This is a genomic window from Stenotrophomonas sp. MYb57 (genome assembly GCF_002966815.1).
GTDB classification, from domain to species: domain Bacteria; phylum Pseudomonadota; class Gammaproteobacteria; order Xanthomonadales; family Xanthomonadaceae; genus Stenotrophomonas; species Stenotrophomonas indicatrix.
Genome location: NZ_CP023271.1, coordinates 3,098,036 through 3,122,979 on the forward strand (window position 1 = coordinate 3,098,036; position 24,944 = coordinate 3,122,979).

Sequence of the window (24,944 nt, forward strand, 5' to 3'; positions counted from 1 at the left end):
TTGTTACTTCCCCTGGCCGGTGTTGCGGTTGGCATTGTTTTTCTGTTCCTGCGCGGCGGCCGCACGTGATTCGGCGATACCGACCGCACGCGCTGCGGCGGCCTTCTCATCCTTCTGCAGCTCCAGCGGCTGGAAGGAGCCTTCCGGCGCCAGCCAGCCTCCACTGAAGCCCGCCCGTTCCAGGCCCTTGCGGATGTACGGGTTCTTCTTCATCACGTCCCAGACGAAGTCGTTGCGGTAGTTGGCGATCATGGTCAGGATCGGGCCCTGGTCGATGGCGATGTAGTCGCTGGCGACCCAGCCACGATCGGGTACCACCCGCCCGGTCTTGATCGGGATGTCGTAGCTGAAGCTGGGATTGAACGAATCCAGGAAGCCATAGCTGGAGTAGATGTAGTCGCCGTAGCGCTTGTGCATCTCCAGCGTGGCCGGAATCACTTCCTCGGGCGCGAACACGACCGACGAGATCGCGGCGGTCGGCGCGATCGTACCGTCATCGAAATTCTCGCGCAGGCCTGCGCCGCGCGACGAGTAATGGCGGAACTGGCGCTGCTCGCCCCGGTATTCCTGGGTGGTGTTCTGCGGACCATCGCTGGCGGTCAGGCCCCAGACGTTCTCGCCATATTCCTTCCAGTTCATCGGATTGGCGATGGCGTACTCACGCTGGGCCAGCGCCGCCGAACGGCTGTTGAGGAAGTAGGTGCTGCCACGCTCGCGCATGTACGCATCCTGGATATCGCGGAAGTCGATCCAGACATGGCTGTACTGGTGGCCGAACAGCGGACCGAAGGACAGGTATTCCTGGCCCTGGTAGACGCCCCAGTCGTTGTCGTAGGTGCGCGTCCATACCGTCCACGCATCCGGGCTGACCGGGTGGCTGGGCGAGCCCAGGGCGAGGATGTAGACCATCATCGCCTCGTTGTAGCCCATCCAGTCATGGTCGATGAAGCCGTTCTCGGGGAACCAGCCCATCGAGATCAGCGGCGCACGCTGCTGCAGCCACGGCCAGTCGACCTGCTTGTACAGGGTGTCGGCGATCTGCCGGATTTCCTTCTCGCGCGGATCGTCGCCGTCGTAGTACGACTGGGCGAACAGCACGCCCATCATCAGCAGCGCGGTATCCACCGAGGACAGTTCCACCCAGCTGTCGTAGCGGCGCCCTTCCTGCATGTCCAGGAAGTGGTAATAGAAGCCCTTGTAGCCGGCCTTGCCGGTGCGCTGCGGGCCCATCGGCACGTCGCGGAAGAACTTCAGGGTGGTCAGGGTGCGGTCGATCGCCTGGTTGCGGCTGACCCAGCCGTTCTCGATGCCGATCGGATAAGCGGTCAGGGCGAAGCCGACCGAGGCGATGCTGGCGAACGGCCGCGACGGATAGCGGTCCGGGGTCAGGCCGTTGATCTCGTTGGTGGTATCCCAGAAGAACTGGAAGGTGCGGCGCTCGATGTCATCGAAAAGCGGCGGCAGCTCCGGCTTCATCGGCCGCGGCGGTGCGTCGGCCTCGATCAGGATCACCGGCGGGCGCGGCTTGGCAGGCTCCTGCTGGGCCGGTTTGCAGGCGGCGATGGCCAGGGTCATCGCAGCGGCGGTCATCAGGTGGCGTGCCTGCATGGCGCGGTTCCTCCGGTGGGCTGATCGATGAAAGAGCATAACGTCCAATGACCTGAAATCGTTTACAAAGTGCGGTCTTAAAAAACCACGAAAACGTGGTTGATGACACCGCGGTCATTGCCCACGCCATTGCCCCCTGCCCGGCAATGGCGTGGGCAATGGACCGGCCCGGAGGCCGGCCATTGCCGTTGAAACCGGAGCCATCGGCGAACCGATGGCTCCGTACTGCATCAACTTCCCGCGATCAGAAGCGGAAGCCCACTTCGGCCTTGACCTGACGCGGAGTACCGATGATGTCGCCGGTCTCGTTGTAGCTGGCCTGCAGCTTGCCGTTGGTCTTGACGTAGTTGTAGGTGGAGAAGTTGTCGAAGTTGAACACGTTGATGATGTCGATACGCGCGTACAGCTCGGTATCGCCCGCCAGCTTGAACGTCTTCGTCGCCTGCAGGTCGACCGAACGGTAGCCGAAGATCTTGCCACCCACCAGGAACTTGCCATTGGCGTTGGGCACAGCCGCCTGCGGCGTCGGCAGGTTGTAGCCACTGGCCTGCGGCACCGGGTACCAGTCATTGACGGCGGTCGGGGTAGCCAGGGTGATCTTGCCACCGAAGGTGATGCCCCAGAAGCCCGCGTACGAACCGGTGACCACCAGGCGGTGGCGCGGCGCGCCGTTGGAACGGATGGTCGGGTAATCCTCGATCAGGCCGCGGTCGAAGGCGTACTTCTCGTTGATGTCGCGGTTGTGGCGCGCGGTCGTCCAGGTGTAGGCGATCGAGGTACCCCAGCCGCTTTCCTGGGTGAACGGCTTCTGCGCCGACAGCAGGATCTGGGTCGCACGGGTCTTGATGCCCTGCTGGCCGATGATCAGGCTGCCGAAGCCCGGCACGTTGCAGCTCCAGGCCTGGCTCAGGCCCGGCTCGGTGCCACCGCACAGGCGCGGGTCATCGAAGAACTGGCCGGTCGGGTAACGGTTGCCCAGGGTGAAGGCGAAGCCGTCGTAGCTCAGGGTACGGGCGATGGTGGCGTCGGTCAGCCAGTCACCGATCTGGTTGCTCATGCCCAGGCTGAACTGATCGGAGTACGGAGCCTTCAGCTTGTTGTTCAGCAGATCCACTTCCAGGCCGGCATTGCTGGTCGCACCGACCAGGCTCTGCAGGTTGCCGATGCCGTTGAGCAGGTTCGGGTTCCAGTCATAGCAGGCGGCCTGGCCGTTGATGCAGGTGCCGGTGGCCGGGTTGCGGAAGTAGATGGTCGGCTGCGGCAGGGCCAGCTTGGTGGTTTCCAGCTGCAGGTTGTCGAACAGGTCGCGGTCGTACGAACGGCCGGCACCACCGTGGATCACGTGCTGCTCGTCGGCGTTGATGTCATACGAGAAGCCCAGGCGCGGTTGCCAGGCATCCTTGAATGCCTTGCGGTTGTGGCCGTTGCTGATGTAGTCGCTGATGTCCAGGCCGCCCAGCGCCAGCGAATCGGCGTAGGTCTGGCCGGCGGCAGCACGCGGATCCTGCGAATAGATCGCGTCGACCACGGCCTGCGGGGTGACGAAGTCCAGGTAGGACGGGGTCTTTTCGTAGTCCCAGCGCAGGCCGAGGTTGATCTGCAGGTGGTCGTTGACCTGCCAGTCGTCCTGGATGAACACGCCATACTGCTTGGACTTCGAACGCACTTCACCGGACACGCCGTCCACGCCGGTCACCGGCTTGACGAACTGCGCCTTGTACGGAATGGAATCGGGGAAGTCCGGATCGCCCAGGCTATAGGTGAAGGTCGGGTTGATCTGCGCCGCATCGGAGGCGTACAGGTCGATCGCCTTGTACTTCACGCCCATCTTGATGGTGTGGTCGCCGGCCCACTGGATGCCGTCCAGGGTCAGGTTGTCTTCGATCGACCAGCCCTTCTGGCCCTTCACCTGCGAATCCAGTGCCGATGCGCCACCGATCTTCACCACGGTGCGGTCTTCGGTGCCGTCCGGTGCGGTGTAGGTGATGCCGTTGGCCAGGGTCAGCGGGGTCGGGTTGTTGAACGAATCTTCATGGGTGACCATCATTTCGTTGTAGTAACGCTCGCCGCTGTGGTTCCAGCGCAGGGCGTAACGACGGTCGGTGTTGACCACTTCACGACCGGCTTCCGGCGAGGTCTGGCCACTGAACTGCGACTGGGTTTCGTCGCGGTCCTGGAAGGTCAGCTCGATGCGATCGTTGTCGGTCGGCTCGAAGTCGATCTTGCCGAAGATCAGATCCTGCTGGAACGGCTGGCTGGCCGGGCCCAGGCCGGCGGCGCCTGCGGGCGGCAGCAGGCCGGCAGCACCGGTGACCGCGCCATCCGGCGCGATGGTGACCGGCAGGTCGAAGCGCTTGGCTTCGTAGGTCACGAAGAAGTGGGCCTTGTCCTGGATGATCGGGCCGCCCAGGGCGAAGCCGTATTCCTTCTCGGCCGAGACCATCTTGTCCTTGCCGCCCTGGCGCTCGGCCGGGGTCTTGGCGCGCATGTCCTCATCGGTGTAGCGGTAGAACGCCTCACCCTTGAATTCATTGGTACCGGACTTGGTGGCAGCGGTCACTGCGGCGCTCGACACCTGGCCGTACTCGGCCTTGTAGTTGCCGCTGATGACCTTGTATTCGCCGATGGCCAGCTGCGGGAACGGGTTGCCGGCGCTGCCGGACTGGCCGGCCACGCCGCCGCCCTTGACGTAGCTCTTCTGGCCCACGCCGTCGATGTAGACGTTGGTACCGTCGGAATTGGTGGCACCGCCGCGCAGCGAGGTGTTGCCCTTGGCATCACGGGTGAAGATCAGGCCCGGCACCGCGTCGGCGAACTCCAGGAAGTTGCGCGACACCTGCGGGGTGGTCTGGATCTGCTGCAGGCTGACGGTCTTGCCGACTTCGGAGGTACGCACTTCCTGCAGCAGGGTCGGCGCGACGACGTTGACGGTGTCCAGGTTGGTGGCGGCGGTCGAGCCGGTACCACCGGCAGCCGCCTCGCTGAAGTTCAGCGTCGCGGTCGAGGCGACGGTGACGGTAACCTTCTGGGTCTGGCCGTTGGCGACCACGTTGTAGGTGCCCGGATCCAGGCCCATCAGCGAGTAGCTGCCGTCGGCGCGCACGGTGCCGCGACGGACGGTGCCGGTGGCGACGTTGGTGGCGGTGACTTCGGCACCGGCCTGGGCGCCGGACACCTGGCCGCGCAGGCTGGCGTTGGCCGACTGCGCCATGACGTTCGGGGCGGCGGCCAGCATCAGGCAGCTGACCAGTGCGGTGCTCAGCAGCCGGCGCGCCGGCGTGCGGATAGTGGAATGCATCATCAACTCAATCTCCGGGTGGCGGTGACCGCTTGCGCGGCACCTGCGATCAATCAAAAAAGAAGGAACGCCTCTGGCTTCAATGGCCGGATGGCGGAGTGGTGGAATCGCGAACAATCAGGCGCGGGACCAGGGTCTGCTTGTCCCCTGCCCCTTCCGTGGAGGTGCCGTCCATCAACTGCAACAAACGCGACATCGCCCGATCGCCCAGTTCGGCAATGCTGACCTGCATGGTGGTCAGCGACGGGTGAACGAAACGCGCAAGCGGAATGTCATCGAAGCCGGCCAGGGCGACATCGGTCGGGACATGGACACCTGCCTGCGCGAAGGCATACAGGCAACCCAGGGCCATCATGTCGTTGGCGGCGAATACGGCATCGGGCAGCGTGCCGGCTGCCAGCAACTCCTGACCGGCGCGATGGCCGGAAGCTTCGTCGAAATCACCGGGCAGCTCGATGCCTTCAGCGCCGCTGCCAAACGCCGCCAGCGCGTCACGGAAGCCGCGCAGGCGCTCGCGCGCGTCGAAGTTGAGGTCCGGGCCAGAAATGAATGCAATGCGCCGATGGCCAGCATCGAGCAGGTGGCGGGTCATCGCCATCGCCCCTGCATGGTCATCGATGCTCAACACCGGATGGTCCTGCCCAGGCAGGTAGGTGTTGATGAGTACCGTCGGCAATGCCTGCGGCAGGTTGTCGGTCAGGAACCCGGGGCTCTCGGCATAGGGCGAGAGCACCAGCAGACCGTCGACCCGGCCGCGCATGGCACGCAGGGCCGCGCCCTGCTGCTCCTGGTCGCCGTGATAGCTCGACACCAGCAGGTGCTGGCGCCGGCTGCGGGCGACGTTGTCGATGCCACGCATCAGTTCGGAGAAGAATTCGCCGTACAGGTCCGGAAGCACCACGCCCACCGTATTGGTGCGGCGGCTGCTCAGGCTGCGGGCGGCGGCGTGCGGGGTGTAACGCAGCCGTGCGGCCACCTCCAGCACAAGCTGGCGGACCGGTTCGGCGACATTTTCATGCCCGTTGAGCGCGCGCGAAACGGTGGCCACAGAGACCTTGGCTTCACGGGCGACGTCTTTGATTGTTATGGCTGCCTTGTTCACGAAGCCGCCCTCCACGGCTTGGACCTACCAGCATTGGCGCGGAATGTAAGCGTTTCCATCTGCGCTTGTAAACAGTCCGTTAGACGAATGTCCCCAAACGGACACGGAAACCTGTCCCTGGCAGGCCCATCAACGGACCTGCCAGGACAGCGCGGGACAAGGCCTCAGCCCTGTTCTGACGGGGTATGCGCGCGGATGGACAACGCGTGGATGTCGGTTTCCATCAACGTGCCCAAGGCGGCGTAGACCGCGCGATGGCGCGCCAGCGGGGCCATTCCCGCGAAGCGCTCACTGACCACGTGCACGTTGAAATGGCCGCGACCATCGCGCGCTCCGGCATGGCCTGCATGGCGATGGCTGTCGTCTTCGATCTCAAGCACGCTGGGGGCCAGCGCGTGCTGCAGCGCGTCACGAATCTGCTCGATCCGTTCCGCGTTCACGGCAGCACCTTGCGGAACGGTCGCACCTGCACCCGCACATAGACGCCTGCGGCAACATAGGGATCGGCATCGGCCCAGGCCTGGGCCTGCTGCAACGAGTCGAAGCCGGCAATCACCACCGAGCCACTGAACCCTGCCGGGCCCGGGTCTTCGCTGTCGATCGCCGGACACGGTCCGGCCAGAAGCAGGCGGCCTTCATCGCGCAACGCGGTCAACCGTGCCAGGTGCTCAGGCCGCGCCTGCAGCCGCTGGGCCAGTACATCCTGGCCGTCATATCCTTCAATCACATACCACACCGGCATTTCCTCGCTTGCGTTGCTGGTGAAGCAATTCTAGCCAATCCAGCTCCGCGCCCGGCCTCGGCTGGACACTGGCGCGGCAAAGGCTTACCCTAGGAACCATTGCACGTGGCTGGATGCAGCAGCCCGTCGGTTTTTGCGGCCAACGCAGCCCCCGACGACCGACCCGCTGCTTCGAACCGGTCCACCCGACCGGGCCACGTAGACGACCTCCCCGTAGTCCTGTCGCTGCCGTGTCCTGCGGAGCGCCCTGTTGTTTGATGTGTGGAACCGCGCCGAGACAGGCGCGCCTGGTGTCCTGGCGGTCCGTGGCAGTTGCCCGGTGTGTCAGCTACCGCGACTGGTCCGTTGCAATCCTGATCTCCATTAGATGACTTCCGAACTCGCGCTCGACGCGAACACGCCAACCCGGCCGCCCGCCCCCCAGCAGCAGGAAATGCCGCTGGCCGTGGTGCATGGGCAACCGGTCCTGCAGATTCCGCAGGACCTGTACATCCCGCCGGATGCGCTGGAAGTCATCCTGGATGCCTTTGAAGGACCGCTGGACCTGCTGCTGTACCTGATCCGCCGGCAGAACCTGGACGTGCTGGACATTCCCGTGGCCGAGATCACCCGGCAGTACGTGGAATACATCACCGTGATGCGCGAGCTGCGCTTCGAGCTTGCCGCCGAGTACCTGGTGATGGCGGCGATCCTGGCGGAAGTGAAGTCGCGCATGCTGCTGCCCCGCCCCCCCAGCGTGGAGGGCGAGGAAGCCGATCCGCGTGCGGAGCTGGTGCGACGGCTGCAGGAGTACGAACGCTTCAAGCAGGCCGCCGAGGATATCGACGCCCTGCCCCGGCAGGACCGTGACACCACCGTGGCACATGCCTTCATGCCCGAGCGCGCCGCAGTGAAGCTGCCGCCGCCGGTGGACCTGAAGGAAATGCTGATGGCGCTGCACGACGTGCTCAAGCGCGCCGAGCTGTTCACCGGCCACGCCATCAAGCGCGAGGCGCTGAGTGTCCGGCAGCGCATGGGTGAAGTGCTGGGGCGGCTTGAAGATGGCAGGTTCTATCGTTTTGAAAACCTGTTCACCGCCGAAGAAGGCAAGCTGGGCGTGCTGGTCACGTTCCTGGCAGTGCTGGAACTGGCCAAGGAGCAGCTGCTGGACCTCGTGCAGGAAGAACCGCTGGCGCCGATCTACGTGAAGTCCCTGGCCGCCGGCAATACCAATGCCCCGCTGCAGTTCAGCAGCGAGTTCGACGACAACGACGCCGCCAATGAAAACGAGTGAGCGCTGACTGCCGATGGATCAAACGCTGATCAACCGCATTGTCGAAGGTGCGCTGCTGGCCTCCAGCCAGCCGCTCACCCTGGCCCAGCTGAAGGACCTGTTCCCGGAAGATGAGCCGGCACCGCCGGGCAGCATCGAACGCGCCCTGGAACGGCTGCGCGAGGGCTGCCAGGACCGTGGCGTGGAACTGGTGGAGGTGGCTTCGGGCTTCCGCTACCAGGTGACCGCCGAAGTACATGGCTGGATCAGCCGGCTGTGGACCGAACGCAAGACCCGCTATACCCGCGCCACCCTGGAAACACTGGCCCTGATCGCCTACCGGCAGCCGATCACCCGTGGCGAGATCGAGCAGGTGCGCGGCGTGGCGGTCAGCAGTAACATCATCCAGGCACTGGAAGAGCGCGAGTGGATCCGCGTGGTCGGCCACCGCGACGTACCCGGCAAGCCCGCGCTATTTGGCACCACCAAGGGCTTCCTGGACTACTTCGGGCTGAAGCGCCTGGACGAACTGCCGCCCCTTTCCGAGCTGAAGGACCTGGGCGACCTGGAACCGCAGCTGGCGCTGGATCGCGACGCACCCCTCGCCGCCAGTGCCGACGGCCCGGACGTGAGCGCCGACCCGGACGCCGCTGCAAATGACGACACCGGCACCACCGCTGGCGACACCCCCGATTCTGCCGACGCATTTCCTGCGGCGGCCGACGATGAGCAAGCACCTTCGCCCTCCGATGATGGGCACCCCGATTCCGCGCCGGGCGAGCGCGCGGTGACAGTGAACGAACGCGAAGACAACGCCGTCGCGAAGACGACCGTGGCTGTTGACCAAGCCGATTCCGAACCAGAGGCCGACCTCGAAACCGTCGGCCGGAGCAAAACTGATGAGTGACACCCCCCGCAAGCCCTCGTTGAACAAGCTTTCGCTCAAGCGCGAAGCCACGTCCGAACAGTTCAAGCTGGAAGAACGCCTGCACAAGGTCCTGGCCCAGGCCGGCCTCGGCTCGCGTCGTGCGCTGGAACAGCGCATTGCCGAAGGCCTGGTCAAGGTCAACGGTGAAGTCGCCCAGACCGGCATGTCGGTCAAGAGCGGCGACAGGATCGAACTCGACGGCCGCGGCTTCGTCGCCACTGCGCTGGCCGAGCCGTCGCGCGTGCTGGTCTACAACAAGCCGGAAGGCGAAGTGACCACGCGTGAAGACCCTGAAGGTCGCCCGACCGTGTTCGAATCCCTGCCGGCGCTGAAGGGTGCCCGCTGGATCGCCGTCGGCCGCCTGGACATCAACACCACCGGCCTGCTGCTGGCGACCACCGACGGTGAGCTGGCCAACGCCATGATGCACCCCTCCTTCGAGGTCGAGCGAGAGTACGTGGTGCGCGTGCGTGCCCCGGAAGGCGAGGACAAGGTGCCCGATGCCGTCGTCGACCGCCTCACCCGTGGTGTCGCGCTGGAAGATGGCCCGGCCAAGTTCGATGAGATCGAACGCATCGGCGGCACCGATTCGCACGACTGGTTCCGCGTCGTGGTGAAGGAAGGCCGCAACCGCGAAGTGCGCCGCCTGTGGGAATCGCAGGGCTGCCAGGTCAGCCGCCTCAAGCGCACCCGCTACGGCAAGGTCAGCCTGCCGCGCGAACTGGCCCGCGGCCAGTCCGTCGAACTGCCGGGCAGCCAGGTCGAAGCGTTGCGCGCCGAACTGAAGCTGGAAGAAGGCGCGCCGTCGGCCCTGACCCTGCAGCCGGTGATCGGCCAGCGTCGTGCTGCCAAGACCACCGTGCGCGTACGCGAAGGTGGCCGCGGCAACGCTTACGTCAATGGTCACAACACCGCCGATGAAGGTCGCGAACTGCGTCGCTTCGACAACGTGCGCGAAGACCGCGGCCGCGGTCGCGGCGGCAAGGGTGGCGGCGGTTTCAAGGGCGGCCTGACCGTCAGCGGTGAAGCTGCTGCCAAGCAGTCGCAGCGCCCGTTCAAGCAGCGCGCGCCGAAGAACGACCGCTCGCTGCCGGAAGGCAACCCGGCCGCATTCCGTACCTGGTACGTGCCGGATGGCGTGAGCACCGGCCCGAGCGGCCACCGCAATGCCGGTCCGGGCGCTCGTGGCCCGGGTGCCCGTGGTCCGGGCGCAGGTGCAGGCGGCCAGGGCCGTCCGTACGGCAAGCCGAAGGGTCCGGGCGCAGGCGCCGGTGGCAGCCAGGGTCGTGGCGGCTACGGCGGTGAAGGTCGTGGTGGCTACGGTGGTGAAGGACGCGGTGGCGCCGGTGGCGCAGGCGGCCAGGGTCGTCCGGCCGGTGCGGGCAACCGCTCGCAGGGCCAGGGCAACAAGCACCCGTACGGCCATCCGGGCAATGCCCCCAGCTTCCCGTCCGACCACGCCAATCCGGGCTTCAGTCCGTACGGCAGCTCGCGTCCGGCCGGCAACGGTCGTCCGGGCGGCAATGCGAATGCACGTCCGGGCGGCAACCGTGGTCCGGGTGCTCCGGGCGGCAATCGCGGCCCGGGTGGCCCCGGCGGCAACCGTGGTCCCGGCGGCCCGGGTGGCAACCGCGGCCCGGGTGGCCCCGGCGGCAACCGTGGCCCGGGTGGCCCGCGTCGCAGCGGCCCGCGCGGCGGCTGATCTCCACCTTCAATGAAGGACACAGCGATGACACGGATGTTGTCCCTCGGCGCCCGCATCGGCGCCGTGCTGGTGGCTCTGTTGCTGGTCGGCGGCTGCGAACGCGCTGCCGACCGGCTCAAGCAGGAAATCGCCGCCACGCAGAATCCCTGGCCGAAATCTTCGGCCCTGCACGATCCGGCCGACCGCATGCTGCGTCGGCTGATTGTCGATGAGCGCTATCTCACCCGCATCAAGCAGGCCGGTAGCAAGGACAAGGCTGCTGTCGCCGGTGCACAGCTTGCACTGGATGGCATCGGCCGCCTGCCCCGCCCCATGCTGGAGCGGCGTGCGCAGCTGCTGGCCGCAATGCTGCGCGGAATGCCGGTAGAGAAATGCGCACTGATCGCCCGCGCCACCACGGCGTCGGACATTGCGCAGGTAGGCAGGACCTTGTTCAACGAACTGGAGAAGCGTCCGTCGCAGGACATCGATTTCTGGTTCGAGATGAGCTACCAGGCCAGCCTCGCCGAGCTCGAACAGCGACCCGCAACCCCTGCCACTGAACAGCAGATTGCCGAGGCGACCGAGGCCCTGCTCGCCTCGATGGCTGACGAAAGCACGCGCGCGCGGGCCATGGCGGTACTGCCGCGGATGGACACCGCACCGGCTGCCGACGTCTGCTGGGCATCGCTGATGCTGCTCGATGCCGCGTCCAGCACCGTGCCCGAACCACATCGCGGCACATTGGCCTGGCTGATGGCCCAGCAGTAGACCGGCGACGGAAGCCGGGCCCGTGCGCCCGCTTCCCCGCGTTAGGCCGCGACCACACCACTCTCACCCTGCCGCTCGAGCGCTTTCGGCGCGCTGGAACGCCGCAGGCGTGGTCGCGACCATGCTGCGGAAGAAGGCGATGAACGGACTCTCTGCCGAGAATCCAAGTTCCAGCGCCACGTGCGCGACACGATGGCCGAGCAGCAGCAGTTCCATGGCCCGCATCAACCGCCATTGCTGGCGCCACGCCTGGTAGCCCATGCCGGTATCGCGTTGCATCAGGCGCCCGATCGTACGCACGCTCAGTCCGCTGCGCTGGGCCAGCTCGCCCAGTTCGGGCGGCAGCTGCTCGGCCACCGGCAGGCAGCGGGCGATGCGCGGGTCGCGTGGCAATGGCAGCTCCATCGGCTCCACCGGCGCAGCGGCAATCTCAAGCACGCACAGCGCCAGTTGATGCGCCGCTCGCGGCGCTTGCCAGTCATGTGCGAACGGCGCCTGCGCGATCGGCTCCAGCAGCGCCTGCAGCAGGGGACCAACACCAATGATTGCCGGCTGCTGCGGCAACTGCGCCGACAGCGTGGCATCGAAGTACAGCGACCGATAGTCCACCGCCTGTCGCATCTGCGCGCGGTGCAGCAGACCACCCGGAATCCACGCCGCGCGCGATGGCGGCAACAGGCTGATGCGATCGCCGAACGTCAGCCGCGTGCAACCGGCGCGCGTGTACAGCAGTTGCGAACGTGCGTGCTGGTGCCAACCGGAGTCATGCTCGGCCAGCGTGGCAGCGATACCGATCACCGGGGCGCTCCAGGCATCGGCATCGAAGCGAGCGTCGGGCTGCAGCCATGCCATGTCCGATTTCATCCATCTACTGTCGTAATCACTAGAGTGCGCCATCAGCACGGCCACGACAATGCGCGCCCCTGTTCCCGGAGCGCGCCGATGTCACCCCGCCTGCTGTCCCTCACCATTGCGCTGCTGATGTTTCCGCAGCTGGCGCAGACCCTGTACAGCCCGGCGCTGGCGGATCTGGCGCACCGCTTCACCCTGCCGGCCAGCGCTGCCAGCCAGGCGATGAGCCTGTACCTGCTGGGGTTCGCGCTGGGCGTCCTGCTGTGGGGAAGGCTGGCCGACCGCGTTGGCCGTCGCCCCGCCCTGCTGGGTGGCCTGTCCGTTTTCGTGCTGGCGGCACTGGGCGGATTGGCGGCCGGCACGTTCGGCCAGGTGCTGGCTGCGCAGATGCTGGCCGCCCTGGGCGCCGCCGCCGCCTCGGTGGTGACCCAGACTGTGCTGCGCGACCACCTTGAAGGGCCCGCGCTGGCGCAGGCGTTCTCCTGGATTGGCATGGCGCTGGCGCTGAGCCCGGCGATCGGGCTGGCACTGGGCTCGCTGCTGGTCGCTGTCGATGGCTATGCCGGCGTGCAGGCCGGCCTGCTGCTGATCGCTGCATTGCTGATGCTGGGCTGCGCGACCGGGCTGCGTGAAAGCCGGCCCGCGCAGATCGCACCCGTACCGCTGCGACCCCTGCTGCGGCAACTGCTGGGCGACCGCTGGATCTGGTCGCACGCGCTGCTGGTCATGGCCTTCAACGTGGCCATGTACAGCTGGTACGCGCTGGGGCCGTTCGTGTTCGCACGCCTGCACTGGCCGGCCAGCTGGTTCGGCGCCAGCGGTGCGGTGCTGGCGCTGGGTTCGGCGTTGGGCGCCTGGGCCAATGGCCGCCTGTTGCGTGCCGGCGTCCCTGCGTTGACGCGCATCCGCATCGCGGCATCGCTGGTACTGGCCGGTGGTGTCCTTGCAGCGCTGCTGCGCGGGCAACCGGTCATCGTGATGGCGATGCTGCCGGTCGTGGCGGGATTCGGCCTGGCCATCCCCAATGTGCTCGGGCAGGCACTACGCAGCTATGCACACTGCCTGGGCAGTGCCGGCGCCCTGTTCGGCCTGCTCTACTACCTGCTGATCGGCGCGGCGATGGCCGTTGTCGGCGCACTGCAGATGCTGGCGCCGTCCATCATCGCCTGTGCACTGCTGGCGCTGTGGTTGCTGCGTCCGCGGAGCGCGCTGGCCTAGGAATTGCTGCAAACGCCCTGCACTGTGCGCCACTGCCGGAAACCGCGCGGCAGCGCTGGCTATGGTGCGTGTACTCCGCAACCACGCAGATGCCGATGATCACCATCACCGCAGAACAGGCCCGCGCAAACGCTGACGCCGCCACTCGACCGATCGAGCAGTACTACAGGGATCTGGACAAATCGATTCAGGTCGGCTCGGAAAACGGCCGCCGTTACATCGTGTTCGGCTTCAACAAGGCGCTGGCCAGCGAGCGCCTCGTCGACGGCGTCGTCGAGCAACTGCTGGAGAACCGCTTCAGTGTCGAACGGCTGCCCAGCGACGCCGAGCAGCACTACATCCGCATCAGCTGGGAAGCCGGGGAGCCCTCCCGACTCAACGCCGGCTGATGGTGAACGCCGCGCCGTCCACACCCAGGTCCCAGCCCTTGCCGGTACCGGACAGGGCCAGCGAGATATCTCCCTTGGTCATCACCTGCGCGTTGCTGGACTTCACCGCACCGGCATGCGCGCCGACCGAGGCGTAGGTGCCCAGCAGCTCGCCGACGCTGCTGGCGCCGGTGAAGCTGCCACGGCCATCGGTGATCTTCGACTTGCCAACGGTCAGGCCGCCGCCCTTCAGCTGGATCCGCACCGGCATGCTGGAACCGTTGGTGCAGTGGATGGTGCCGTTGCCCGAGGCGGTCTTGTAGATCAGTGACCAGCCGGACAGGTTGTAGCGCAGCTGGCAGTCAAGGTTGCCACCGGCCTGCGCGGTCGGGGCCAGGGACGCTGCGGCCAGCGCCAGCAGCAGTGCAAACGGCTTGGTATTCATCGGCAGAACATCCACATCGGTCGGAATGTGGGCGAATCTAGCAGCGCGAGCGTGCACGTTGGATGCAGGCGCGCGCGGTGGGGCGGGAAGCGTTCAGCCGCCGTATCAGGCCTGCACATCCAGATGGAAGGCATCGGCATCGAGCATGGCCGGGAAGCGTGCACGATGCGAGGCCAGCGCTTCGGCGGAGATGGTGGTGGTCACCACCTGCTCGCGCTCGCGGATCTCCACCTGCGGCTGGCCGAGGAAGTCGATGACCGCGCTGTCGCCGGCGTACTGCAGCTGGTTGCCATCCACGCCTACGCGGTTGACCGCAGCGACGAAACACAGGTTCTCGATCGCCCGCGCGCGCAGCAGGGTCTTCCACGCATAGGCGCGCGCAGAAGGCCAGTTGGCGACGAAGATCTGCAGGTCGAAGTCCAGCTGGCCGGCACGCTCGACGTTGTAGCGGTTGCGGCAGAACACCGGGAAACGCAGGTCGTAGCAGACCTGCGGATTGATCCGCCAGCCCTTCCATTCCACGCACAACCGGTCGCGGCCGGCGGCGTAGCGCTCGTGCTCGCCGCCGTAACGGAACAGGTGACGCTTGTCGTAGTACTGCAGGCCACCATCGGGGGTGGCGAACAGCAGGCGGTTGTAGACGCCCTCGCCATCGCGCAGCTGCACGCTGCCGATCACTGCCGCATTCAAGGCTTTGGCCTGCGCGCGCACCCACGCCACGGTCGGGCCGTCCATGCCTTCGGCCTGGGCGATGGCTTCGTTTGAAAAGCCACTGGTGAAGGTTTCCGGCAGGATCACCAGATCGGTGGTGCCGGCCAGCGGCGCCAGCAGCGCGCCGTAGTATTCGCGGTTGCCGGCCGGGTCGTGCCAGCGGGTGTCGCCCTGGACGAGGGAAATGCGCAGGTCCTGCATGCTGTCTCCTCCGCTCACAGCAGGCGCAGGCGTTCGATCGCCGCGTCCAGGGTGGCCTCGTTCTTGGCGAAGCACAGGCGCACCAGGCGCTGGCCGACCGGCGCGGTTTCGTAGAACGGCGACAGCGGAATGGCGGTGACGCCCTTCTCGATGGTCAGCCACTTCACGAACTCGTGGTCCGGCAGGTCACTGATGGCCGAATAGTCGACCAGCTGGAAGTAGCCGCCGGGCACCGGCAGCGCCTTCAGGCGGGTACCGGCCAGCTGCTCGCGGAAGCGGTCGCGCTTGGCTTCATAGAACGCGCCCAGTTGCAGATGATGCTGCGGCTCGTCGCGGATCATCGCAGCGAAACCGTACTGCGCCGGGCCGAAGCTGGTGAAGGTGTTGTACTGGTGCACCTTGCGGAACTCGGCGGTCATCGCCGCTGGCGCCACCGCATAGCCGATCTTCCAGCCGGTGCAGTGATAGGTCTTGCCGAAGCTGGAGATGACGAAGGTGCGCTCGCGCAGTTCCGGGTAGCGCAGCGCCGATTCGTGGCGACGGCCGTCGTAGATGATGTGCTCATACACTTCATCGGATATCAGGTAGATCTGCGTGCCGCGCAGCACATCGGCCAGCGCCTGCATGTCGGCCTCGTCCAGCATCGCGCCGGACGGGTTGTGCGGGGTGTTGACCATCAGCAGGCGGGTGCGCGGGGTGATCGCCGCGCGCACGCGGTCCCAGTCCACCGCGAAGGTCTGCGGGTCCAACGGTACGTGCACGGCGGTGGCGCCGGCCAGTTCGATCGCCGGTTCATAGCAGTCGTAGGCCGGGTCGAGCACGATCACTTCCTCGCCGGCACGCACCACGGCGTGGATGGCGTTGAAGATCGCCTCGGTGGCGCCGCTGGTGACGGTGATCTCGGTGTCCGGATCGATCGTCGCGCCGTACAGGTCCAGCGACTTCTGCGCGATGGCCTGGCGCAGCGGTGCCACGCCGGTCATCGGCGGGTACTGGTTCAGGCCCGCGGCCATCGCCTTGCTGGTCTCGTCGATCAGGCGCTGCGGCGCGGAGAAATCCGGGAACCCCTGGCCGAGGTTGACCGCGCCGTGTTCGGCGGCGAGCTGGGACATCACGGTGAAGATCGTGGTACCGACCTTGGGCAGCTTGGTGTTCGGTTGCATCGGCCTGGGCTGTGGGGAAACAAGGGCTGGAAGTGTACGAAATCCCGACCCGGCCTGCGGCGCCGACGGTAGCGCCGGGTCATACCCGGCGGCTCTTTGCACATGCCGCACCGATGGCAAGCCGCGCTGCGCGCTCGCCGGGCATGGCCCGGCGCTACCTGGTCACATTCACCGCTACAATTGCTGCCGCACTCCCGCATGAAGACCCCTGCGCCTTGAACACCCCTGCATTGCTGGCCGCCAGCGGCCTGAGCTTCTCCCGCAATGACGAGCCGGTGTTCGGCCCGCTGGACTTCCACGTGGATGCCGGCGAGGCGCTGCTGGTACAGGGCGGCAACGGTGCCGGCAAGACCACCCTGCTGCGCGTGCTGTCGGGCCTGGCGCGCCCGGGCGCGGGCCAGGTGCTGATCGACGGCAGGCCGGCCAGCAACGCCGAGCGTGCGCGCTATGTCGCCTACCTCAGCCACCTGCCGGCGCTGAAGCCGGACCTGGACACGCTGGAGAACCTGCATTTCCTCTGCGGCCTGCACGGCCGCCGCGCACGGCAGATGCCGGGCAATGCGCTGGCCATCGTCGGCCTGGCCGGTTACGAGGACACCCTGGTGCGGCACCTGTCCGCCGGACAGAAGCGGCGGCTTGCGCTGGCCCGCATCTGGTTGTCGCCGGCACCGCTGTGGCTGCTCGACGAACCCTATGCCAACCTCGACCTGGAAGGCATCAACCTGGTCAATCGGATGATTTCCGCACACCTGCGCAGTGGCGGCGCCGCCCTGGTCACCACGCATGGCGCCTATGCCGCCCCGCCGGTACGCACCCGCCAGCTCGATCTGGGGGGTGAAGCATGATCGCGCCAGGCACCGAACCGGGCCTGTGGCAGACCGCCCGCGCGCTGATTGCGCGCGACCTGCGCCTGCTCTGGCGGCGTCGCGGCGATGCCCTGCAGCCGGTGCTGTTCGCCCTGCTGGTGGTGGTGCTGTTCGCACTGGCCCAGGGCCGGGACCCGCAGCCGCTGGCCGCCACCGCTGGAGCGGTGCTGTGGTTGGCGGTACTGCTGGCCGGGCAGCTGGCGCTGGATTCGCTGTTCCGCTCCGACGCCGAAGACGGTTCGCTCGAACAATGGCTGCTGGCGCCGGTGCCACTGGCGTGGCTGGTGCTGGTGCGGGTGCTGCTGCATTGGGCGACCACCGCTCTGCCACTGATCCTGCTGAGCCCGTTGCTGGCGGAAATGCTGCATCTGCCGCATGACCAGCTGCCGATGTTGCTGGCATCGTTGCTGCTGGGAACACCGTTGTTGAGCCTGATCGGTGGCGTGGTCGCTGCACTGACCGTCGGCATCCGGCGCTCTGGTATTCTCGTGGCGTTGCTGTCGTTGCCGTTGTACGTACCGGTGCTTGTCTTCGGTGCCGGCAGCCTGGCGGCAGCCAGCCGCGGGCAGGACCCGGTCGGTGCGCTGCTGATGCTGGGCGCTGGACTGGTGATCGCCCTGGTGCTGGCACCGCTGGCCACCGCTGCTGCGATCCGTATTTCTCTGAGTTGACCGAGCTGAGAGCCAATCCACCCCTGCTGGATAGCCGCCACGCATGAATCCGATCGTCCGCTGGTTCCATCAACTCGGTTCGCCCCCGACCTTCGATCGTTTCGCCGCACGCTGGTCCCGCGTGTTCTACGCTGCGGCGGTTCCGGTGCTGCTGATCGGCCTGTGGCAGGGCCTGTTCGTGGCACCGCCGGAACAGAACCAGCACGACGCCTTCCGCATCATCTACATCCATGTACCCAGCGCCTGGATGAGCCTGTTCGTGTTCGCGCTGATGGCCGCCTACGCCGCCATCGCGCTGATCTGGCGCATCAAGATTTGCGAGATCCTGGCGATGGCCTGTGCGCCGATGGGCGCCGGCTTCACCCTGATCACCCTGCTGACCGGCAGCATCTGGGGCAAGGGCACCTGGGGCACCTGGTGGGACTGGGACCCGCGCATGACCAGCGAGCTGATCCTGCTGTTCCTGTACCTGGGCGTGATCGGCCTGTACCACGCCATCGAAGACCGCCGCAGCGCCGCACGCGCGGCCGGCCTGCTGGCCATCGTCGGCGTGGGCCTGCTGCCGATCATCCGCTATTCGGTGGACTGGTGGGGGGCGCTGCACCAGCGCCAGTCGATCAACGTGTTCGGCGAGAACGCCGTGCGGCCGGAGCTGATCGCCCCGCTGTGGTGGATGGTGGTCGCCACCAAACTGTGGTTCGTCGGCTCGCTGCTGGCCAAGGCGCGTGCCGACAACATCGCGCGCGAGGCCGGCAAGGCCTGGATCGGCGAGCGCTTCGGCACCGCGGATGGGGAGGCACGGCGATGACCCACCTGCCCTACCTCATCGCCGCCTTCGCGGTGTTCCTGCTGGTGCTGGCCTGCGATGCGCTGGGCTCGTGGCTGCGCCTGCGCAGCGCCCGACAGCTGGCGCAACGCCGCCAGCAGCGGCTGCAGGCGCGTGGCAACGCGTCGGCATCGGCGCCGCTTGCCACCGAGCTCAGCCGATGACGCCGGTACAGCGACGCCGCATGATCTGGGTGCTCCTGCTGTTGCTGGCCTCCGGGCTGGCCACCACGCTGGTGGCCTTCGCCCTGCAGCGCAACATCGCCTACCTGTACACGCCTTCGGAAGTGCTGCGCGGGGACGTGGATGCGCAGTCCCGCTTCCGCCTGGGCGGCATGGTGGTGAAGGGGTCCTTCGATCGACCCAGCGGCTCGCTGCAGGCCCACTTCGTGGTCACCGACGGCGATGCGACGCTCCCGGTCAGTACCGACCGCATCCTGCCGGACATGTTCCGCGAGGGGACCGCCGTGGTCGCCAGCGGTCGCCTGCAGGACGGTACCTTCGTCGCCGACGAGGTGCTGGCCAAGCACGATGAGAACTACGTGCCCAAGGAAGTGGCCGACAAGATGGGCGATGCGCATCGCAAGCACGATGTGCCGGTCACGGCGCCTGAGGCGCGCTGAGTGCTTCCCGAATTCGGTCAGATCCTCCTGCTGTGCGCGCTGCTGGCCTCGCTGCTGCAGGCGGTGCTGCCGCTGGTGGGCGCGCAGCGCGGCAATGACGCATGGATGGCCGTTGCCCGCCCGGCGGCCTTTGCACAGCTGGTGCTGCTGGCCGGCGCCTTCGCCGTACTGACGGCGGCCTTCGTGCAACAGGATTTCTCGGTGCGCTACGTCGCCGAGAACTCCAATTCACTGTTGCCGTTGATCTACCGCTATTCGGCGGTGTGGGGGGCGCACGAAGGCTCGCTGCTGATGTGGGCGCTGGTGCTGGCGCTGTGGACCGGTGCAGTGGCGCTGTTTTCGCGCCACCTGCCGGCACCGGTACAGGCGCGCGTGCTGGCGGTGATGGGCGTGGTCAGCGTCGGCTTCCTCGCCTTCCTGATCTTCACCTCCAATCCGTTCCTGCGCTTGAACCCGGTGCCACTGGAAGGCCGTGACCTCAACCCGTTGCTGCAGGATCCGGGGCTGATCATCCATCCGCCGATGCTGTACCTGGGCTACGTCGGCTTCGCGGTGCCGTTCGCCTTCGCCGTGGCGGCACTGCTGGAAGGCCGTGTCGATGCACGCTGGCAACGCTGGACGCGGCCCTGGACCAATGTCGCTTGGGGCTTCCTCACGCTGGGCATCGCACTGGGCAGCTGGTGGGCGTACTACGAGCTGGGCTGGGGCGGCTGGTGGTTCTGGGACCCGGTCGAGAACGCCAGCTTCATGCCCTGGCTGGTCGGCGCGGCGCTGATCCATTCGCAGGCGGTGACCGAAAAGCGCGGCACCTTCGGCAGCTGGACGCTGCTGCTGGCCATCGCGGCGTTCGCGCTGTCGCTGCTGGGCACCTTCCTGGTCCGCTCCGGCGTGCTGACCAGCGTGCATTCGTTCGCGGCCGATCCCTCGCGTGGGCTGTTCATCCTGATCTTCCTGTCGGTGCTGGTGGGGGGCAGCCTGCTGCTGTATGCGCTGCGTGCGCCGCGGCTGGCCGTGGATGCCGGTGATCCGCGCCGTGGCTTCACCGCGACCTCGCGGGAAACCCTGCTGCTGGCCAACAACCTGCTGCTGGCCAGCGCCTGCGCGATGGTCCTGCTGGGCACCCTCTACCCACTGCTGGCCGATGCGCTGTCGCTGGGCAAGATCTCGGTGGGCCCACCGTACTTCGGCAGCCTGTTCCTGCTGCTGATGGCACCGATGGTGATGCTGCTGCCGTTCGGTCCGCTGGTGAAGTGGCAGCGCGACCAACCCTCGCGCGCACTGGCATTGCTGTTGCCATGGGCGGGGCTGGCTGTGCTGCTTGGCGCCTGGGCCTGGTGGCAGGCGCCGCAGAATGGCTGGAAGGCCGGCATCGGCGTTGCGGCTGCGGCCTGGGTTGGGCTGGGCACCGCCCGGTTCGTCTGGCAGCGCCTGCGTGGCAATGGCCGCTTCACTGCCGAAATGCTTGGCATGATCGTCGCCCATGCCGGTGTCGCGGTGTTCCTGGCCGGCGCGCTGCTGGTGGAAGCATTGAACGTGCAGCGCGAAGTGGCGCTGTCGCCGGGCCAGCAGGTAGTGGTCGCCGGCCACGAAGTGCGCTTCGAGGGCGTGGACCACCGCGAAGGCCCCAATTTCATCGCTGATCGCGGCCATCTGCGGGTGCTGCGCGACGGTCGCGAGCTGGCCCTGCTGCATCCAGAGAAGCGCCAGTACGCCAGCGGCGGCCAGGTGATGACCGAAGCAGGCATCGATGCACGACTCAGCGGTGATGTCTACGTGGCATTGGGCGAGCCGCTGGGCAACAATGCATGGGCGGTACGGGTGCACATCAAGCCCTTCGTGCGCTGGATCTGGCTGGGCGCGCTGTTGATGGCCCTGGGCGGATTCATCACCGCTGCCGATCGCCGCTTTCGTCGTCCGTAGGAGTCCCCCATGTCCGAGTCACCCGCCCCACGCCCTTCCCGCCCGCTGCCGCCGGTAGCCATCGTGATCGGCGTCCTGTTCTTCTTCGGCCTGCTTGGCCTGATGATCTACGGGGTGATGAAATCGGGCGATCCGCAGCGCGACGTGCTGCCTTCGGCACTGATCGACAAGCCGGCGCCGGCGTTCGCGCTGCCGGTGCTGCATGACCCGCAGATGATCGTGCGCAGCGAGGAGCTGCGTGGCGCGCCGTACCTGCTCAACGTCTGGGGCAGCTGGTGCGCGGCCTGCCGTGAAGAACATCCGGTACTGACCCGCTTCGCCGAGAGCAAGCGCGTACGCGTGATCGGCTACAACTGGAAGGATGAACCGACCGACGCGCTGCACTGGCTGGAACAGCTGGGCAACCCGTTCATGGTCGTGTTGAGCGACATCGAAGGCCGCACCGCCATCGACTGGGGTGTGACGGCAGCACCGGAGACCTTCCTGGTCGACGGCAGTGGCATCGTGCGCTGGAAGTACAGCGGCGCGATGACCCAGCAGGTGGTCGATGAGAAGTTGATTCCGGCGCTGGAAAAGCTTGAAAAGGCCCAGGGCGATGCTGGCAACACCCTGCACGCCTCGCCGTAAGCGCATGCGCTGGCTGCTGCCGCTGCTGCTGGCGATGACCCTGGCGCTGCCAAACTCCGGCCTCGCCCAACAACCGGTGCATGATGCGCGGCCCCTGATGTTCCGCGATGCAGCCGAGGAGACGCGCTTCCACGACCTGGCTGCGCAGTTGCGCTGCGTGCAGTGCCAGAACCAGTCACTGGCCGATTCCAACGCGCAGATCGCGCAGGACCTGCGGCGCGAAGTGCTGCAGTTGATGCAGCAGGGCCTCGACGATGCGGCCATCAAGCAGTTCCTGGTCGCCCGCTATGGCGAGTTCGTGCTCTATCAACCGCCACTGCAACCGGGCACCTGGCTGCTGTGGGGCGGCCCGCTGCTGGTACTGGGTGGCGGCGCGCTGGTGGTGATGGGCATCGTCCGTCGCCGTAGTCGTCAGATGGATGCATCCGCTGCAGCGGACCCAACCGAGGGAGAGGACTGGTGACGCACTGGTTGCCGATGGTCGCCGCAGTGGCCGCTGCGCTGTTGGCGGCCGTGGTGCTGTGGCCGCTGCGCCAGCATGGCCATCGCAGCTTCGTGCTGGGGGTGGTGGCACTGGGCGTGGCCGGTGCCTGCCTGTATCTGCTGGTCGGCAATCCCCGCGCCGCACAGGTGCAGCCTGCGCCTTCGGTCGCCACGTTGCGTGACGGTGTAGAGGCGCTGCAGCAGGCGCTGCAGCGTGACCCGCAACGCGCCGATGGCTGGGCGCTGCTGGGTCGTTCGCAGGCCGAGCTTGGCAATGCCGCCGCCGCGGCCGACGCCTTCAACCGCGCCGCAGCACTGGCACCGGACGAACCGGGCGTGCTGGTCGAGGCCGCGCAGGCACGCGCCCAGGCCGATCCTGGCAAGCAGTTCGATGACACCGCGCTGGCATGGCTGCAGCGCGCACGTACCTTGTCGCCCGACGCCGAACGCGCAAGCTGGCTGCTTGGCATCGCCCTGCGCCAGCGGGGCCGCAATGCCGAGGCCGCCGAACTCTGGAGCACGCTGCTGCCACGCTTGGAGCCGCGTGCCGCACAGGCGCTGCAGGCGCAGATCGCCATCGCCCGCGAGGCGGCCGGCCAACCGTCGCACGCACCGGCCGCTGCCCCTGCGCTGCTGCAGGTACGGGTGCAGCTGCCCGCATCGTTGAAAGCGGGTGACTGGCCTGCCAGCACCCAGGTCTTCGTGCTGGCGCGCGCGGTGGGCGGCCCGCCGATGCCGGTGGCTGCACGCAAGCTGCCCCTGGCCGGCTTTCCTGCAACGGTCGGCCTCGGCGACGGCGACAGCCCGATGCCGACGGCACCGTTGTCGGCACATCGCGAAGTGGAAGTACTGGCGCGTATTTCGCGCAGCGGCAGCGCCAACCGCAGCGAAGACGACCTGCAGACCACGCCGGTCAAGGTCAGCCTGCCGCATGACGGTGTGGTTGAGCTGCAGTTCCCGTAACGTACACGCGCCGCTGCGCTCGCCGGGCATGTCCCGGCGCTATCCACGCGCACCACCGGTAGCGCCGGGCCATGCCCGGCGGATTCACGCTCAGCCCGTTGATGGAAACCAGCGTGTCGCCAGCTGTACACGCCGCCCCGCTAGAATGGCCGCATGACCGAATTCATTCCTCCGGGCACCCGCTTCCATGCCCTGCCCTCGCCCTTTCCGTGCAAACGCGGCGGTGTCCTGCACGGCGCGCACGTGGCCTACGAGACCTGGGGCGCGCTGGACGAAGAGGCCAGCAACGCGATCCTGATCGTCACCGGCCTTTCGCCGGATGCGCATGCCGCGGCCAACGAAGCCAACCCTGCGCCAGGCTGGTGGGAGGCCATGCTCGGCCCCGGCAAACCGATCGATACCGACCGCTGGTTCGTGGTCTGCGTGAACTCGCTGGGCAGCTGCAAGGGCTCCACCGGCCCGGCCTCGATCAATCCGGCCAACGGCGAGCTGTATCGCCTGGATTTCCCGGAACTGTCCATCGAAGACGGCGCACGCGCGGCGATCGACGTGGTGCGCGCACTGGGCATCGGACAACTCGCCTGCGTGATCGGCAATTCGATGGGGGGGATGACGGCGCTGGCGGTGTTGCTGCTGCACCCGGGCATCGCCCGCAGCCATATCAACATTTCCGGCAGCGCGCAGGCCCTGCCGTTCTCGATCGCCATCCGTTCGCTGCAGCGCGAAGCGATCCGCCTGGACCCGCGCTGGAACGGTGGCCACTACGACGATGAGGCGTACCCGGAATCGGGCATGCGCATGGCACGCAAGCTGGGCGTGATCACCTACCGCTCGGCACTGGAATGGGATGGCCGCTTCGGTCGCGTGCGGCTGGATTCAGACCAGACCGACGATGATCCATTCGGCCTGGAATTCCAGGTCGAGAGCTATCTGGAAGGCCATGCACGCCGGTTCGTGCGCTTCTTCGACCCCAACTGCTATCTGTACCTGAGCCGCTCGATGGACTGGTTCGATCTGGCCGAGTATGGCGATGGCGATGTGCTGGCCGGACTGGCCAGCATCCGCGTCGGCAAGGCACTGGCGATCGGCGCCAACACCGACATCCTGTTCCCTGTACAGCAGCAGCAACAGGTCGCCGATGGCCTGCGCGCTGGTGGCGCGGACGCGCGTTTCATCGGCCTGGAATCGCCCCAGGGTCATGACGCGTTCCTGGTCGACTTCGAACGTTTCGGCCCGGCCGTGCGCGGCTTCCTCGACGAACTGTAGTGGCGTGGCGGCGCAATCTCGCACTGGCCGCGTTCGGTGCGTTGATCGGCTTGACCGCAACCGGCGTGTTTCCGCTCTGGCTGGGCGCATGGTGCGTGCTGGCCAGTGCGGTGTCGTTCGGCCTGTATGGGCACGACAAGCGCGCCGCGCAGCGAAAACAGCAGAGGACGCCCGAACGCACGCTGCAGCTGCTGGCCTTTGCCGGCGGCTGGCCCGGCGCGCTGCTCGGCCAGGCGCTGTTCCGCCATAAACATCGCAAGGCGCCGTTCCAGTGGGTGTTCTGGTTATGCGTGCTGGCCAACGTCGCCTCGATCGCGGTGATGCTGCGCGCGTTTTCGCGGTAGCTGCCCTGTAGAT

The 24,944-nt window shown here is 67.0% G+C and carries 26 protein-coding genes; 17 read left to right on the forward strand and 9 right to left on the reverse strand.

Features of this window, described 5'->3' with window-relative positions; all coding sequences use genetic code 11:
- Nucleotides 1–3: 3 nt before the first annotated feature.
- From CLM74_RS14280 to CLM74_RS14300, 5 genes are all read right to left on the reverse strand, one after another.
- The gene (locus CLM74_RS14280) at nt 4–1,608 is read right to left on the reverse strand and encodes a glucoamylase family protein (RefSeq protein ID WP_025876509.1); all 1,605 of its coding nucleotides are present in this window, start codon (nt 1,606–1,608) and stop codon (nt 4–6) included.
- Between the two features lie 244 nt (nt 1,609–1,852).
- On the reverse strand, nt 1,853–4,909 hold the full coding sequence (locus CLM74_RS14285; protein ID WP_059064656.1) for a TonB-dependent receptor: 3,057 nt from the start codon (nt 4,907–4,909) through the stop codon (nt 1,853–1,855).
- Between the two features lie 76 nt (nt 4,910–4,985).
- Entirely contained in the window at nt 4,986–6,008 is a 1,023-nt protein-coding gene (locus tag CLM74_RS14290; protein ID WP_025876505.1) for a LacI family DNA-binding transcriptional regulator, read from the reverse strand.
- A 164-nt stretch (nt 6,009–6,172) separates the two neighbouring features.
- Complete coding sequence (locus CLM74_RS14295; RefSeq protein ID WP_025876502.1) at nt 6,173–6,448, reverse strand: BolA family protein; 276 nt, start codon at nt 6,446–6,448, stop codon at nt 6,173–6,175.
- Nucleotides 6,445–6,744: a YciI family protein gene (locus tag CLM74_RS14300; protein WP_025876500.1), complete on the reverse strand. Its 300-nt coding sequence runs from the start codon at nt 6,742–6,744 to the stop codon at nt 6,445–6,447. The genes CLM74_RS14295 and CLM74_RS14300 overlap by 4 nt, the downstream gene beginning before the upstream one ends.
- 373 nt (nt 6,745–7,117) lie before the next feature.
- Here CLM74_RS14300 and CLM74_RS14305 point away from each other — a divergent pair, with 373 nt between their 5' ends.
- From CLM74_RS14305 to CLM74_RS14320, 4 genes are read left to right on the forward strand one after another with little or no spacing between them, the layout of a single operon-like run.
- On the forward strand, nt 7,118–8,023 hold the full coding sequence (locus tag CLM74_RS14305) for a ScpA family protein (RefSeq protein WP_025876498.1): 906 nt from the start codon (nt 7,118–7,120) through the stop codon (nt 8,021–8,023).
- A gap of 13 nt (nt 8,024–8,036) precedes the next feature.
- Nucleotides 8,037–8,909 (forward strand): SMC-Scp complex subunit ScpB, encoded by an 873-nt coding sequence (scpB, locus tag CLM74_RS14310; RefSeq protein WP_025876496.1) that lies wholly within the window; start codon nt 8,037–8,039, stop codon nt 8,907–8,909.
- Nucleotides 8,902–10,632 (forward strand): pseudouridine synthase, encoded by a 1,731-nt coding sequence (locus CLM74_RS14315; protein WP_025876494.1) that lies wholly within the window; start codon nt 8,902–8,904, stop codon nt 10,630–10,632. Before scpB ends, CLM74_RS14315 begins: the two co-directional genes overlap by 8 nt.
- A 27-nt stretch (nt 10,633–10,659) precedes the next feature.
- Nucleotides 10,660–11,385 carry a hypothetical protein gene (locus CLM74_RS14320; protein WP_133119351.1) on the forward strand — a complete coding sequence of 242 codons (726 nt, stop codon included), beginning with the start codon at nt 10,660–10,662 and terminating at the stop codon, nt 11,383–11,385.
- A gap of 63 nt (nt 11,386–11,448) precedes the next feature.
- Here CLM74_RS14320 and CLM74_RS14325 read toward each other — a convergent pair whose 3' ends face one another.
- Nucleotides 11,449–12,237 carry a helix-turn-helix transcriptional regulator gene (locus CLM74_RS14325; protein WP_105164374.1) on the reverse strand — a complete coding sequence of 263 codons (789 nt, stop codon included), beginning with the start codon at nt 12,235–12,237 and terminating at the stop codon, nt 11,449–11,451.
- Between the two features lie 90 nt (nt 12,238–12,327).
- Between CLM74_RS14325 and CLM74_RS14330 the strand changes: the two genes are divergently transcribed.
- Entirely contained in the window at nt 12,328–13,455 is a 1,128-nt protein-coding gene (locus tag CLM74_RS14330; protein ID WP_105164375.1) for an MFS transporter, read from the forward strand.
- 95 nt (nt 13,456–13,550) lie between these two features.
- Nucleotides 13,551–13,844 carry a hypothetical protein gene (locus tag CLM74_RS14335; protein ID WP_025876486.1) on the forward strand — a complete coding sequence of 98 codons (294 nt, stop codon included), beginning with the start codon at nt 13,551–13,553 and terminating at the stop codon, nt 13,842–13,844.
- On the opposite strand, the gene CLM74_RS14340 is transcribed toward CLM74_RS14335, so the two are convergent.
- The 3 genes from CLM74_RS14340 to CLM74_RS14350 all read right to left on the reverse strand — a co-directional run bounded on the left by CLM74_RS14340 (nt 13,831) and on the right by CLM74_RS14350 (nt 16,343).
- Complete coding sequence (locus tag CLM74_RS14340; protein WP_025876484.1) at nt 13,831–14,268, reverse strand: hypothetical protein; 438 nt, start codon at nt 14,266–14,268, stop codon at nt 13,831–13,833. The genes CLM74_RS14335 and CLM74_RS14340 overlap by 14 nt on opposite strands.
- Before the next feature lie 105 nt (nt 14,269–14,373).
- A complete protein-coding gene (locus CLM74_RS14345) occupies nt 14,374–15,180 on the reverse strand; it encodes an amidohydrolase (protein WP_105164376.1) in 807 nt (268 codons plus the stop codon).
- Nucleotides 15,181–15,194: 14 nt separating this feature from the next.
- Nucleotides 15,195–16,343, reverse strand: coding sequence for a pyridoxal phosphate-dependent aminotransferase (locus CLM74_RS14350; RefSeq protein ID WP_032978768.1), 1,149 nt, complete (start codon nt 16,341–16,343; stop codon nt 15,195–15,197).
- 143 nt (nt 16,344–16,486) lie between these two features.
- Between CLM74_RS14350 and ccmA the strand changes: the two genes are divergently transcribed.
- The 11 genes from ccmA (at nt 16,487) to CLM74_RS14405 (ending at nt 24,931) form a co-directional block, all read left to right on the forward strand.
- On the forward strand, nt 16,487–17,188 hold the full coding sequence (gene ccmA, locus CLM74_RS14355; protein WP_105164377.1) for a heme ABC exporter ATP-binding protein CcmA: 702 nt from the start codon (nt 16,487–16,489) through the stop codon (nt 17,186–17,188).
- Nucleotides 17,185–17,880, forward strand: a complete 696-nt coding sequence (ccmB, locus tag CLM74_RS14360; RefSeq protein ID WP_025876478.1) for a heme exporter protein CcmB — start codon at nt 17,185–17,187, stop codon at nt 17,878–17,880. The genes ccmA and ccmB overlap by 4 nt, the downstream gene beginning before the upstream one ends.
- Before the next feature lie 43 nt (nt 17,881–17,923).
- Entirely contained in the window at nt 17,924–18,688 is a 765-nt protein-coding gene (gene ccmC, locus CLM74_RS14365; protein WP_025876477.1) for a heme ABC transporter permease CcmC, read from the forward strand.
- A complete protein-coding gene (gene ccmD / locus CLM74_RS14370) occupies nt 18,685–18,870 on the forward strand; it encodes a heme exporter protein CcmD (RefSeq protein ID WP_105164378.1) in 186 nt (61 codons plus the stop codon). Before ccmC ends, ccmD begins: the two co-directional genes overlap by 4 nt.
- Nucleotides 18,867–19,328, forward strand: a complete 462-nt coding sequence (gene ccmE, locus CLM74_RS14375; protein WP_025876474.1) for a cytochrome c maturation protein CcmE — start codon at nt 18,867–18,869, stop codon at nt 19,326–19,328. Before ccmD ends, ccmE begins: the two co-directional genes overlap by 4 nt.
- Nucleotides 19,329–21,248 (forward strand): heme lyase CcmF/NrfE family subunit, encoded by a 1,920-nt coding sequence (locus CLM74_RS14380; RefSeq protein WP_025876472.1) that lies wholly within the window; start codon nt 19,329–19,331, stop codon nt 21,246–21,248.
- A gap of 9 nt (nt 21,249–21,257) precedes the next feature.
- Nucleotides 21,258–21,875 (forward strand): DsbE family thiol:disulfide interchange protein, encoded by a 618-nt coding sequence (locus CLM74_RS14385; RefSeq protein WP_025876469.1) that lies wholly within the window; start codon nt 21,258–21,260, stop codon nt 21,873–21,875.
- Between the two features lie 34 nt (nt 21,876–21,909).
- Nucleotides 21,910–22,338, forward strand: coding sequence for a cytochrome c-type biogenesis protein (locus CLM74_RS14390; protein ID WP_223497280.1), 429 nt, complete (start codon nt 21,910–21,912; stop codon nt 22,336–22,338).
- On the forward strand, nt 22,332–23,321 hold the full coding sequence (locus CLM74_RS14395; protein ID WP_105164379.1) for a cytochrome C biogenesis protein: 990 nt from the start codon (nt 22,332–22,334) through the stop codon (nt 23,319–23,321). The genes CLM74_RS14390 and CLM74_RS14395 overlap by 7 nt, the downstream gene beginning before the upstream one ends.
- A 153-nt stretch (nt 23,322–23,474) precedes the next feature.
- Entirely contained in the window at nt 23,475–24,587 is a 1,113-nt protein-coding gene (locus CLM74_RS14400; RefSeq protein ID WP_032978763.1) for a homoserine O-acetyltransferase, read from the forward strand.
- Entirely contained in the window at nt 24,587–24,931 is a 345-nt protein-coding gene (locus CLM74_RS14405; RefSeq protein WP_025876461.1) for a DUF1294 domain-containing protein, read from the forward strand. Before CLM74_RS14400 ends, CLM74_RS14405 begins: the two co-directional genes overlap by 1 nt.
- Nucleotides 24,932–24,944 lie beyond the last annotated feature (13 nt).